General features: G+C 75.5%; 2 protein-coding genes. Both read left to right on the top strand.

Going from position 1 to position 14,167, the window contains the following annotated elements; genetic code table 11:
• Entirely contained in the window at window positions 1–7,830 is a 7,830-nt protein-coding gene (locus WMF33_RS45820; protein WP_437334473.1) for an amino acid adenylation domain-containing protein, read from the top strand.
• A 3-nt stretch (window positions 7,831–7,833) separates the two neighbouring features.
• Complete coding sequence (locus WMF33_RS45815) at window positions 7,834–14,163, top strand: amino acid adenylation domain-containing protein (RefSeq protein ID WP_437334472.1); 6,330 nt, start codon at window positions 7,834–7,836, stop codon at window positions 14,161–14,163.
• The last annotated feature ends 4 nt before the right edge of the window (window positions 14,164–14,167 follow it).

Here is a 14,167-nt window from a genome sequence, read left to right as displayed (position 1 = left end):
ATGCAAGAGGACGTCTTCGTTTTCCCGATGAGCTTCGCCCAGGAGCGGCTCTGGTTCCTGGCCCAGCTCGAGCCCGAGAGCGCCTCCTACAACCTGGCCGCCGCCGTGCGGCTCACCGGGTCGCTCGACGCCGGCGTGGTGGAGCGGTGCGTGGCCGAGATCGTGCGGCGCCACGAGATCCTGCGCACGACGTTCGGCGTCGTCGACGGCCAGCCGGTCCAGGTGATCCGGCCGGAGGGCGCGCCGCGCGTGCCGCGGATCGATCTGACCGGCCTGCCCGAGCCCCAGCGCGACGCGGAGGCCCGGCGCCTGATCGAGCGCGAGGCGCGGCGCCCCTTCGACCTCGAGCGCGGCCCGCTGCTGCGGCTCGCGCTCCTCGGGCTGCGGGAGGACGAGCACGTCCTCGTCTGGGTCGTCCACCACATCGCCTTCGACGGGTGGTCCACGGGCCTCGTCCTGCAGGAGTTCGCCGCGCTCTACGCGGCGTTCGCGGCGGGCCGGCCCTCGCCGCTGCCGGACCTGCCGCTGCAGTACGCGGACTTCGCCCACTGGCAGCGCGAGCGGCTCGCGTCGGGCGCGCTCCGGTCCCAGCTCGACTTCTGGACCCGGCGCCTCGCCGGCCAGGACGCGCTGCTGGAGCTGCCGACGGACCGGCCCCGGCCGGCCATCCAGCGCTACCGCGGGGCGCGGTACTTCTTCCGGCTGCCGGCCGCGCTCACCGGCGCGCTGCGCGCCCTGGCGCGGCGGGAGGAGACGACCCTCTACGCCGTGCTGGTCGCGGGGTTCAAGGCGCTCCTCGCGCGCGTCACGGGCTCGCTCGACATCCGCGTGGGCACGCCGGTGACGAACCGGAGCCGGGCCGATCTGGAAGGGCTCGTGGGCTGCTTCGCCAACACGGTCGTGCTCCGCACCGATCTCGGCGGCGATCCGACGTTCGCCGCGCTGCTCGCGCGCGTGAACGAGACGGTGCGGGAGGTCCAGGCGCACCAGGAGGTGCCGTTCGACCAGGTCGTGGAGGCGCTGCGCCCGGCCCGGGACCTCTCCCACGCGCCGCTCTGCCAGGTGCTCTTCGCGCTGCAGCCCGCGCTCCGGCAGGCGCCCGAGATCCCGGGGCTCGAGGCGCGCCTCGTGGATCTCGACGCGGGCGGCGCCCAGCTCGATCTGTCGCTGGAGGTGGCCGCCGACGAGGGCGGCCTCGCCGGGGCGATCGAGTACGACACGGACCTGTTCGACGAGGCCTCGATCGAGCGTCTCGCCGGGCACCTCGAGCGGCTGCTCGCGGGCGCCGCGGCGAGCCCGGAGGCGCGCCTGTCCGAGCTGCCCCTGCTCGCGCCGGAGGAGCGCGCGCGCGTGCTCGCGTGGGGCGCGGCCGCGGCAGCGGCAAAGGAGCGCGCGCCGCGCGCCTTGCACCGGAGCTTCGAGGCGCGGGCCGCGCTCGCGCCGTCGGCCGTGGCCGTCGTCCACGAGGGGCGGTCGATCGCGTACGGCGAGCTCGATCGGCGCGCGAACCAGCTCGCGCAGCGCCTGCGGCGGCGCGGCGTCGGGCCCGAGGCGCGCGTGGGCGTGTGCCTGCCGCGCTCGATCGAGATGGTCGTCGCCGTGCTCGGGGTGCTCAAAGCAGGCGGCGCCTACGTGCCGATCGATCCGACCACGCCGCGGGATCGGATCGCCGCGATGGTCGCCGACGCCGGCGTCCGCGTGGCGGTGACCGGCGCGGAGGCGGCGGACGGGCTGTCCGGCGTCCCCGCGCTGATCCGCCTCGATCCCGGCTGGACCGAGCTGCTCGGCGAGCCGGCGGCGCCGCCGCCGGGCGACCCGTCGCCCGAGCAGGCCGCGTACATCCTGTACACGTCCGGATCGACGGGCGTGCCCAAGGGCGTCGTCGTCCCGCACCGGGCGATCGCGGGCTTCGTCGAGGCCGCGGCGGCGCTCTACGAGATCGCGCCCTCGGACCGCGTGCTGCAGTTCGCGTCGCTGAGCTTCGACGCCAGCGCCGAGGAGATCTTCCCCTGCCTCCTGCGAGGCGCCGCGCTGGTGCTGCGCACCGAGGCGATGCTGGAGTCGCCGGCCGCGTTCCTCGAGGCGTGCGCGGCGCAGGGCGTGACGGTGCTGGATCTGCCGACCATGTACTGGCACCGCGTGGCCGCGGAGCTCGCGCACGGAGGGCGCCTGACCCTGCCGCCTGGCCTGCGGCTCTGCATCATCGGCGGCGAGGCGGCCCTGCCCGAGCGCGTGAGCGCCTGGCGCGCGTCGGCGGCCGCGCGGGTGCGCCTCGTCAACACGTACGGGCCGACCGAGGCCACGGTCGTGGCGACCGCGTGCGATCTCACGGCCCGAGGCGCGGGCCCCGCGTCCGCCGTGCCGCCCATCGGCAGGCCCATCGCGGGCGCGCGGGCCTACGTGCTCGACGCGGCGGGGCGGCTCGCGCCCGTGGGCGTGGTGGGCGAGCTGTACCTCGGCGGCCAGGGGCTCGCGCGCGGCTACTGGGCGCGCCCCGGGCTGACCGCGGAGCGCTTCGTGCCCGATCCGTTCGCGGGGCGGCCGGGCGAGCGGATGTACCGGACCGGCGACCGCGCGCGGTGGCGGGCGGACGGGCAGCTCGAGTTCGCCGGGCGCGTGGACCACCAGGTGAAGCTGCGCGGCTTCCGGATCGAGCTCGGCGAGATCGAGGCGCGGCTCGCCGAGCACCCCGGGGTGCGCGGCGCGGTCGCGATCGTGCGCGAGGATCGGCCGGAGGATCGGCGGCTGGTCGCCTACGTCGCCGCCGCCGAGGGCGTCTCGCCGGAGCAGCTCCGGCGGGCGCTGCGGGAGCAGGTGCCCGACTACATGGTGCCGTCGGCCTTCGTCGTGCTGGACGAGCTGCCGCGCACGCCGCACGGCAAGATCGATCGGCGCGCGCTGCCCGCGCCCGCCGCGGAGGGCGCCGGCGAGGCCGCGGCCCCGCGGACGCAGGCCGAGGAGGCCCTCGCGGGGATCTGGGCGGAGCTCCTCGGCCGGACCGCGGTCGGCGTCCGCGAGAACTTCTTCGAGCTGGGCGGCGACTCGATCCTGGCGCTCCAGGTGGTGGCGCGCGCGCGCGCGGCGGGCCTCTCGATCGCGCCCCGGCAGATCTTCCAGCACCAGACCGTCGCCGAGCTGGCCGCGGTGGCCGAGGCCGCCCCCGCGGCGAGCGCGGCCGACGAGCCGCTCGACGGCGACGTGCCGCTCACGCCCATCCAGCGCTGGTTCTTCGAACACGTCGGGGAGCATCCGCACCACTGGAACCAGTCCGTGCTCCTGGAGCTGCGGGCGCCGGTGGCCGCGGAGGCGCTCGAGGCCGCGGTCGTGGCCGTGGCGGAGCACCACGAGGCGCTGCGGCTGCGGTTCACCTGCGAGGGCGGCGTGTGGCGGCAGCGCCACGGGGGCGCGACCGGCGCGGCGGTCGCGCGCGTGGACCTGTCGGGGGTGCCGGACGCGGAGCGAGCGGCGGCGCTCTCGCGCGCGGCGGGGCCATGGCAAGCGCGGCTCCACCTGAGCGAGGGGCCGCTGCTCCGCGCGGTCCTGTTCGACCTGGGCCCGGCGCGCCGCGGCCGGCTGCTGCTCGTCGCGCACCACCTCGTCGTGGACGCGGTCTCGTGGCGGATCCTGCTCGAGGATCTGGAGACCGCGCTCCGGCAGCGGGCGGCCGGCGAGGAGATCCGGCTCCCCGCGAGGACCACCGCCTTCGGGTCCTGGGCGCGGCGCATCGCGGCGCGCGCCGATTCCGAGGAGGTGGCGCGGCAGGCCGACGCGTGGATCGCCGCTGCGCGGGGGACGGTGCCGCTGCCGGCGGACGATCCGGCCGGTGCCGGGCTCGAGGGCGACACGGTCCGCCGCATCGATCGGCTGGACGAGGGCGAGACCCGCGCGCTGCTCGCGGCGACGTCGGCGTACCGGGCGCGGGTCGACGAGCTGCTGCTCACCGCGCTCGGCGGGGCGCTCGCGCGGTGGACGGGCGATCCCGCGGCGCTCGTCGAGGTGGAAGGCCACGGGCGCGACGCGCTGGACGACGCGGATGTCTCGCGCACGGTCGGGTGGTTCACGAGCCTCTACCCCGTGCGGCTCGAGGTCCCGCCCGAGGCGGCGTGCGACGAGGCGCTCAAGGCGGTGAAGGAGCAGCTCCGCGGCGCGTCGTGCCGCGGGGGCACGTACGGCCTGCTGCGCTACCTGAGCGAGCGCGGCGCGGCGCTCGCGGGGCAGCCCGCGCCCGCGGTGAGCTTCAACTACCTGGGGCAGTGGGACGACCTGTTCGCGGCGAGCCAGCTCTTCGCGCTCGCCGAGGAGGACGCCGGGGCCGAGCGCGATCCGCGGGCGCCGCGGGGCTACGAGCTGGAGGTCGACGCCGCCGTCGTCGGCGGGCGCCTCCAGGTCACGTGGAGCGCGAGCGGCGCGCGCTACCGGCCGGAGACGATCCAGCGGCTCCGCGACGACTTCGCGGCGCGGCTGCGCGCCCTCGTCGCCCGCTGCCTCGAGCCCGGCGCGGGCGGGTGCACGCCGTCGGACTTCCCGCTGGCGCGGCTCGATCAGGCGACGCTCGACCGCCTGCTCGGGCCCGGCCGCGACGTGGAGGACGTGATGCCGCTCAGCGCGCTCCAGCAGGGGCTGCTGTTCCACAGCCTGTGGGAGCCCGGCGACGGGGCCTACGTCGAGCAGGTGACGTGCCGGCTGCTGGGGGCGCTCGACGCAGGCGCCTTCCGCCGGGCCTGGGAGGCGGTGGTGCAGCACCACGGCGTCCTGCGCACGACCTTCGCGTGGGAGGGCGCCGACGAGCCGCTCCAGATCGTGCGGCGGCCGGGCGCGGCGACCGCGCTGGAGATCGAGGTCGAGGACTGGCGCGGCGCGGGCGCGGAGGAGCAGCTGGCGCGGGTGGCGGCGCGCCTCGAGTCCGATCGCGCGCGGGGCTTCGATCTGGCCCGGGGTCCGCTGATGCGCCTCGCGCTCCTGCGCGTGGACGACGACGCCCACGTCGTGCTGTGGAGCCATCACCACCTGCTCCTCGACGGGTGGTCGGCGGCCCTGGTGCTGCAGGACGCGTTCTCCGCGTACGACGCCCTGCGCGCCGGCCGCGCGGTCGCGCTGCCGGCGCGCCGGCGCTACCGCGAGTACATCGCCTGGCTGCGCGGGCGCGACGCGCGCGGCGAGGAGCCGTTCTTCCGGCGGGCGCTCGCGGGGTTCGGCGCGGCGACGCCGCTGCCCCTGGAGCGGCCGGCGCCGGCCGAGGGGGCGACCGGGTACGGGACCGCGGCGGTCTCGCTGCCGGAGCCGGTCACGGCGCGCCTCCAGCGCTTCGCGCAGCAGCACCACGTGACGTCGAGCACGCTCGTCCAGGCCGCCTGGGCGCTGCTGCTCAGCCGGACCGCGCGGACCGACGACGTGCTGTTCGGCGTCACCGTCGCCGGGCGGTCGGCGCCGCTTCCGGGGATCGAGTCCATGGTGGGGCTCTTCATCAACACGCTCCCGCTGCGCGTGGCCGTGCCGCCGGCCGCCACCGTCGCGGCGTGGCTGCGCGATCTCCTGCGGGCGACGACCGAGCTCGGGCCGCACGAGCACACGCCGCTCGCAGAGGCGCGGGCCTTCAGCGAGATCCCGGCGGGACAGCCGCTGTTCGAGAGCCTCCTCGTCGTCGAGAACTATCCGAGAGACCCCCGGGTGCAGCAGGGGTTGCCCGGGCTCGGGGTCCGCGACGTCGCGTTCGAGGATCAGACCAACTACCCGCTCACCTTGACCGTCCTGCCGGGACAGCAGCTGACGCTGCGCCTCTCGTACGATCGGCGGCGCTTCGATGACGCGGGCGCCTCCCGCTTGCTCGGCCTCGTGGAGGCGGCGCTCCGGCAGATCGTCGGCCGTCCCGAGGCGCGGGTCGGCGATCTCCCGCTGCTCGGAGATCTGGAGTCCGGGCGCGCGGTGGCCGGCTGGAACGCGACGGAGCGCGGCTATCCGGAAGACCTGCGCGTGCACGAGCTGTTCGAGGCGCAGGCCGAGCGGACGCCGGACGCGACGGCGGTGATCTTCGAGGACCGCCGCCTCAGCTATCGAGAGCTCGACGCGCGCGCCAACCAGGTGGCCCACGCCCTGCGCCGGCGCGGCGTCGGACCCGATGGGCTCGTCGCCGTCGCCGCAGAGCGCTCCGTCGAGCTGGTCGTCGCCCTGCTCGGCGTCCTCAAGGCCGGCGCCGCCTACGTCCCCATCGACCCCGATTACCCCGCCGAGCGCATCGCCTTCATGCTCGACGACGCCGCCGCTCCCGTGCTCCTCACCCAGTGGCCGGTCGCCTCGCGCCTGCCTCCGCACCGCGCACAGCTGCTGTGCCTCGACGCCGATCGCGCAGAGCTCGACGGCGAATCGACCGCCAAGCCCGCGGTCGCCGTCTCGCCGGACAACCTCGCTTACACCATCTACACCTCGGGCTCGACCGGCCGCCCCAAGGGCGCGGGCAACACCCACCGTGGCCTGCTCAACCGACTGCAGTGGATGCAGGAGCGGTACGCGCTGACCGCCGAAGACCGGGTGTTGCAAAAGACCCCCTTCAGCTTCGATGTCTCGGTCTGGGAGTTCTTCTGGCCGCTCATCACCGGCGCGGGCCTCGTCGTCGCCCGGCCAGGCGACCACCGCGACGGCGAGCGGCTCATCGGGCTCATCGCCCGCAACGGCGTCACCACCCTGCACTTCGTCCCTCCGATGCTCCAGGCCTTCCTGGAGACGCCCGGCGCCTCGTCGTGCGCGTCGCTGCGACGGGTGATCTGCAGCGGTGAGGCCCTGCCCGCCGAGCTCGCGCGGCGATGCTTCGAGCGGCTCCCTCACGCCGAGCTCCACAACCTCTATGGGCCCACCGAGGCGTCCATCGATGTCACCGCCTGGGCCTGCCAGCCGCTCGACACGTCGGCCTCGGTGCCCATCGGCACCCCCATCGCCAACACCCAGATCTACCTCCTGGATCACCACGGCCACCCGGTCCCGGTGGGCGTGGCCGGGGAGCTCCACATCGGCGGCGTCGGGCTCGCGCGCGGATATCACAACCGGCCAGCGCTCACCGCCGAGCGGTTCGTCCCCGATCCATTCGGCGATTCGCCCGGAGGGCGTCTGTACCGCACAGGCGATCTGGCCCGCTATCGCCCCGACGGAGCCATCGAGTTCCTGGGACGACTCGACCATCAGGTCAAGCTCCGCGGCCTGCGCGTCGAGCTCGGCGAGATCGAGGCGCGCCTGCTGCTGCACCCCAGCGTGGGCGAGGCCGTCGTCGTCGCCCGCGACGAGGCCCACGGCGGAAAGCGCCTCGTCGCCTACGTCACCGGCCGCGACGGCGCCACGCCGGAGCCAGAGACGCTGCGCGCCTGGCTCGCCGACGCGCTCCCGGCCTACATGGTGCCTGCCCCCATCCTCCCGCTCCCGCGGCTGCCGCTGTCGCCCAATGGCAAGGTCGACCGCCGCGCCCTGCCCGCGCCCGAGGCGGCGGCGCCGGTCGAGCGCCCCTATGTCCCGCCGCGCACCGAGGCGGAGCGGATCCTCGCCGAGGTCTTGGCGGAGGTGCTCCACCGCGAGCAGGTGGGCATTCACGACAACTTCTTCGAGCTGGGCGGCGACTCGATCGTCACCTTGCAGGTCATCGCGCGCGCCGCCCAGCGCGGGCTGCGGCTCTCGCCCAAGCAGCTCTTCGAGAGCCCGACCGTGGCCGAGGCCGCGGCGCTCCTCGCCGTGTCGGCCCCGCCGCCGGCCGCACCGCCGGCGGCCGCGCCGCCGCGCTCCCCCGAAACCCCCGCCGCCGGCCTCTCCCCGGAGGAGTGGCGCGATCTCTTGGAAGAGCTCGACAGGTGAACCGTGTCCAAGACTGACCCCTCCGCCAACATCGACAGCGTTTATCCCCTCTCGCCCATGCAGGAGGGGATGCTGTTCCACACGCTGCTCCGCCCGTCCTCGGGCATCTACCTCATGCAGAACCGCTATCGCCTCGAGGGCGACGTGCGGATCGACGCGTTCGTCCGAGGCTGGCAGCTGGTCGTGGCGCGGCACTCCATCCTGCGCACCTCCTTCGTCTGGAAGACCCAGAAGCGCCCCCTCCAGGTCGTCCACAAGGCGGTGGAGGTGCCGTTCGACGTGCTCGACCTCCGCGGCCTCCCCGGCGAGGCCCAGGAGGCCCGCCTCCGCGAGCTGCTGCGCGCCGAGCTCGATGCGGGGTTCGACTTCGGCAAGGCGCCGCTCATGCACCTCCGCCTCGTCCGGCTGGGCGACCAGACCTACGAGCTCGTGCACAGCTTCCACCACATCCTCCTCGACGAGTGGTGCACGTCGGTCCTGATGATGGAGTTCCTCGCCTGCTACGAGGCGCTCGCCCGGGGCGAGACCCCCCATCTGCCGCCCGCGCGCCCGTACCGCGATTACATCGACTGGATCGGCCGGCAGGATCTCCCGGCCGCGGAGGCGTTCTGGCGGTCCGCGCTCAAGGGCTTCTCGGCGCCGACGCCGCTCGGGTTCGAGGAGCGCTCCGCGCCCGCGCCGGAGGACGAGGGGCGCGTCGACGATCTCGTGTTCCGGATCGGCGCGGCGCCCACGGCCGCCCTGCGCGCGCTCGCCCAGCGCCACCGCCTCACCCTCAACACGATCGTGCAGGGGGCGTGGGCCCTGCTCCTCAGCCATTACAGCGGCGAGCCCGAGGTGCTCTTCGGCGTCACCGTCGCCGGGCGCCCGCCCGAGCTGCCAGACGTCGAGTCCATCGTGGGGCTCTTCATCAACACGCTCCCGCTGCGCGTCCCGGTCCCCGCCGATCAGCCGCTCCTGCCGTGGCTCTCGGCGCTCCTCGACCAGAACCTCCGGCTCCGGCAGCACGAGCACACGCCGCTCGTGGACATCCAGCGCTGGAGCGAGATCGAGCGCGGGCAGCCGCTGTTCCACAGCCTCTTCGTGTTCGAGAACGCGCCGATCGATCCCGCGCTCCGCGAGGGGCGCATCGTCTTCAAGGTCCAGGACGTGCAGGACCGCGTGCACACGAATTACCCGATCACGATCATGTCGTGGCCGGACACGGAGCTGCCCCTCAAGATCTCGTACGACCGGTCGCGCGTCCGGCCGGAGCTCGCCGAGCGGCTGCTCAGGCACCTCGGGGCGCTGCTCGAGGGCATGGCGGAGAGGCCCGACGCGCGCCTCGGCGATCTGCCGCTCCTCACGCCGGCCGAGCGGCAAAGGGCGCTCGCGGCGCCCGGCGCGCCGCCGGCGGAGAAGGCCGATCTCTCCTCGTTCGCGGCGCGCTTCCACGCGCAGGTGAAGCGGACGCCCGACGCCGTGGCGGTGTCGTGCGAGGGCCGGCGGCTCACCTACGCGGAGCTGAACCGCGAGGCGAACCGCGCGGCCCACGCGCTCGTCGCGCGCGGCGTCGGCCCGGAAGAGCGGGTGGCGCTGCTCGACGAGCGCGGGATCGACCTGCTCATCATGATCCTCGCCGTGTTCAAGGCCGGCGGGGCCTACGTGCCGCTGGAGCCCGCCTATCCGGCCGAGCGCATCGGGCGGATCCTTGGGTCGAGCGAGCCCCGCGTGGTGCTGACGCGGGACCGGTATCGCGGGGCTTTGGAAGGAGTCTTCTCCTCGGTGGGCGCGCCGCGCCGGCCGGCCGTCGTGACCCTCGAGGACACACGGCGCATGTCCTGGCCCGACGGCGACCCGCCCGAGCGCGGCGGACCCGGGAGCCTGGCCTACGTGATCTACACGAGCGGATCGACCGGAGCGCCCAAGGGCGCGATGGTCGAGCGCCGCGGGATGCTCAACAACATGCTGAGCAAGCTCCCGCGGCTCGAGCTCGCGGCCGGGGACGTCATCGCGCAGACGGCCTCGCCGTGCTTCGACATCTCGGTCTGGCAGCTCCTCACCGCCCTGCTCTTCGGCGGGGTGGTCGACATCGTGCCCGACGACGTCGCGCGCGACCCGGGCCGGCTGCTCGAGCACCTGGAGCGGCGGGGGACCGCCGTCGTCGAGGTCGTCCCCGCCGTGCTGCAAGGCATGCTGGACGCGGCGCGCGAGGACCCCGCGCCGCCCGCCCTGAAGCGGCTGCGCTGGATCCTGCCGACCGGCGAGGCGCTCCCCGCCGCGCTCGCGCGCGACTGGCTGACCCGCTACCCGGCGGTGCCCCTCATGAACGCGTACGGGCCGGCGGAGTGCTCGGACGACGTGGCGCTGCACCCGCTGACGGCCCCGCCCGCGGCGCACGAGGCGCAGGTGCCGATCGGCACGGCGGTGGACCACCTGCGGCTCTACGTCCTCGATCACCTCCTCTCGCCGCTTCCCGTCGGCGTGCGCGGCGAGCTGTACGTGGGCGGGATCGGCGTGGGGCGCGGGTACCTGGGCGACCCGCGCCGCACCGCGGCCGCGTTCGTCCCCGACCCGTTCAGCCCGGAGCCGGGACAGCGGCTCTACCGGACGGGCGATCTCGGGCGGTACCGCGACGACGGCACGATCGAGTTCGTCGGGCGGCGCGACCATCAGGTCAAGATCCGCGGCCACCGCATCGAGCTCGGCGAGATCGAGGCGCGGCTCGCCGAGCACGCCGGCGTGCAGGAGGCGGTGGTGCTGGCGCGCGAGGACAGGCCGGGCGCGCGGCGGCTCGTCGCCTACGTGGCCGCCACGGCGCCGGCGCCGGACGCCGAGGCGCTGCGCGCCTGGCTCGCGGCGCGCGTGCCCGAGTACATGGTCCCGCCGATCTACGTGCTCCTGCCGGCGCTCCCCCGCACGGCGAACGGCAAGGTGGACCGCGCCGCGCTGCCCGCCCCCGAGTCCGGCGACGCGCTCTGCTTCGTCGCGCCGCGCACGGTGACCGAGGAGCTGCTCGCCGGCATCTGGGCCGAGGTGCTGGGCGTGGAGCGGGTCTCCGCGGAGGCCTCGTTCTTCGACCTCGGCGGCCACTCGCTGCAGCTGACGCAGATCCTCGCGCGCGTGCGCCGCGCGCTCGGCGTCGAGGTGCCGCTCCGGTCGCTCTTCGAGACGCCGACGGTCGCGGCCCAGGCGCGCGCGGTGGAGGCGGCCCGGCGCCGGCCGGACGCCCCGCCCGCGCCGCCGCTCGCCGCGGCGCCGCACGACGGGCCGCTGCCGCTCTCCTTCGCGCAGGAGCGCCTGTGGTTCCTCGCGCAGCTCGAGCCGACCGCGGCCTCGTACAACGTCCCGGCGGCCGTGCGCCTGCGCGGCCCGCTCGACGCGGACCGGCTGGAGCGCTGCCTCGAGGCGGTGGTCCGCCGCCACGCGTCGCTGCGCACGACGTTCGCGGAGCGCGAGGGCCGGCCGGAGGCGGTCGTGCGCGCGTCGCAGCCCGTGAGGATCGCGATCGCGGATCTCCGCGCCCTGCCCGAGGAGGCGCGCGAGGCGGAGGCGCGGCGCGCGCTCGACCGGGAGGCCGGGAGGCCGTTCGATCTGACCGGAGGGCCGCTGTTCCGGGCGACGCTGCTGCGCCTCGGCGAGCGCGAGCACGTCCTGCTGGTCGTCCTGCACCACATCGTGTCCGACGGGTGGTCGCTGAACCTCCTCGTGGGCGAGGTGACGGAGCTCTACGCCGCCGACGCCGAGGGGCGCGCCGCGGCGCTCCCGCCGCTGCCGGTCCAGTACGCCGATTACGCCCGGTGGCAGCGCGCGTGGCTCGACGGGCCCGCGCTCGATCGGCAGCTCGCGCACTGGCGGCGGCGGCTCGGCGCGGAGCCGCCGGTCCTGCGGCTGCCCACCGACCGGCCACGGCCCGCGGCGCGCTCCTACCGGGGCGCTCGCCACGCGTTCGCGCTCCCGCGCGAGCTCTCCGCGAAGCTCGTCGCGCTCGCGCGCGGCCAGGGGGTCACCTCGTTCATGCTGCTGCTCGCGGCCTTCCAGGCGCTGCTCGCGCGCTACAGCGGCCAGACGGACCTCTGCGTCGGGACGCCGATCGCGGGCCGCACCCGCGTCGAGGTCGAGGGGCTCATCGGGTTCTTCGTGAACACGCTCGTGCTGCGGGCGGACCTCGGCGGGGACCCGCGCTTCACCGATCTCCTGGCGCAGGCGCGGGAGGAGGTGCTCGCCGCGCAGGCGCACCAGGATCTGCCGTTCGAGCGGCTCGTCCAGGCGCTCCGGCCCGCGCGCGACCTCGGCCACACGCCGCTCTTCCAGGTGATGTTCTCGCTCCAGGAGGCGGCGCGGCCCGCGCGGCCGATCGCCGGCCTCGAGATCCTGCCGCTCGAGGTGGACCCGGGGAGCGCGCAGTTCGACCTCTCGCTCCACATGGCGTCGGCGCCGGAGGAGCTGAGCGGCGCGTTCGAGTACAGCACGGATCTCTTCGAGGAGCGCTCGATCCGCCGGATGGCGGACGATCTCCGCGCGCTCCTGGAAGGGATCGTGGCCCAGCCGGCCGCGCGCCTCGGCGAGCTGCCGCTGCCGGAGCCGCCCGCGCCGGCGCGCGAGGAGCCGCGCGAGGAGCCGCGCGAGGACGGCGAGAGCCGCGCGGGAGGAGCGCCGCCGGCCGGCGCGCAGGACGCCGCGCCCGCCACGGACGCCGAGGCGCAGCTCGCGCAGATCTGGGCCGCGGCGCTGGGCCGCGAGCGCGTCGGCCGCCACGACAACTTCTTCGAGCTGGGGGGCGACTCGATCCTCAGCCTGCAGGTCGTGGCCCAGGCGAAGCAGGCCGGCCTACGCATCACCGCGCGCCAGATGTTCCAGCACCAGACCCTCGCGGCGCTGGCCGCCGCCGCGGTCGCCTCCGGCGACGCCAGCCTGGCGCCGGACGACGAGGGCGCGGCGGAGGGCGATGTCCCGCTGACGCCGGTCCAGCGACGGTTCTTCGGCCGCGATCTGCCGAACCCGCACCACTGGAACCAGGCGCTCCTGCTCACGGCGAAGGAGCCGCTCGTCTGGCCGGCCCTGGAGGCCGCGGTGCAGGCGCTGCTGCGCCACCACGACGCGCTCCGGCTGCGCTACGCGAAGGAGGGCTCGGGCTTCCGTCAGGCGTACGCGCCCGACGAGCCCGCCGCGGTCGCGCACCGGACGGACCTCTCCGGGGTGCCCGAGGCCGAGCAGCCGCGGGTGATCGAGGCGCACGCGTCCCGGTGGCAGGCCAGCCTGGATCTGACGACGGGGCCGCTCCTGCGGGTGATCGGGTTCTACCTTGGGGCCGGCCGGCCAGGGCGGCTGCTGCTGATCGCGCATCACCTGGTCGTCGACGGCGTGTCCTGGCGGATCCTGCTCGACGATCTCCAGACGGCCTACGACCAGGCGCGGCGCGGAGCGCCGGCGCAGCTGCCCGACAAGACCGCCTCGTTCAAGCGGTGGGCAGAGCGCCTGGAGGACGCCGCGCGCGACGCCGGCGTCCAGCGGGAAGCGGCCTTCTGGCTCGAGCTGCCCTGGGAGCGCGCGGCGCCGCCGCCCGTCGACGATCCGGGGGGCGATCGGTCGGCGCGGGCCATGGCCACGCTCACGGCGGGCCTGACCGAGCCGGAGACGCGATCGCTGCTGGAGTCCGTGTCGGACGCCTACCGGACGCGGATCGACGAGGTCTTGCTGGCCGCGCTGGCCCTGGCCCTCGGCCGATGGACAGGGCAGCGCGCCTCTGCGATCGACGTCGAGGGCCACGGGCGCGGGGGGCTCGACGGGGACGACCCGGATCTCTCGCGCACGGTCGGCTGGTTCACGAGCGTCTACCCGGTGGTCCTCGAGGTGGCGCCGGACGCGGGGCCAGGCGCCGCGCTCAAGGCGGTGAAGGAGCAGCTCCGCCGCGTCCCGCGGCGCGGCTTGCCCTACGGCGTGGTGCGGGAGCTCGGGACGGGCGAGCTCGCGGACCGGCTGCGCCGCCTGCCGGCGCCGCGCGTCGCCTTCAACTACCTGGGGCAGTGGGATCAGGTGATCGGCGCGGGCGCGCGGTTCTCCGCGGCCGCGGAGTCGCCAGGCGCCGAGCACGACCCGCGCAGCCCGCTCCCGTACGACCTCGAGATCGACGCGGCGGTGTACGACGGCCGGCTCGAGGCGACCTTCCGTTACAGCGCCGCGCGGCACCGGGAGGCGACGGTCGCGGCGGTCGGCGCGCTGTGGCGCGACGCGCTGAGAGCGCTGATCGCGCACTGCCTGTCACCCGACGCCGGCGGCTACACGCCCTCGGACTTCACCGACGTCGCGCTCGCGGCGGACGAGCTCGACTCCATCCTCGCACGACTGGACTGAGGCC

The organism is Sorangium sp. So ce394 (assembly GCF_051474665.1).
GTDB classification, from domain to species: Bacteria; Myxococcota_A; Polyangia; order Polyangiales; family Polyangiaceae; genus Sorangium; species Sorangium cellulosum_D.
The sequence above is the reverse complement of the archived record's forward strand: the minus strand, read 5'-3'. Positions and strand labels throughout refer to the sequence as shown.

Bases quoted from the DNA above. Each gene is read 5' to 3' on its own strand.
- WMF33_RS45820 (WP_437334473.1), top strand. From the start codon at position 1: ATGCAAGAGGACGTCTTCGTTTTCCCGATGAGCTTCGCCCAGGAGCGG.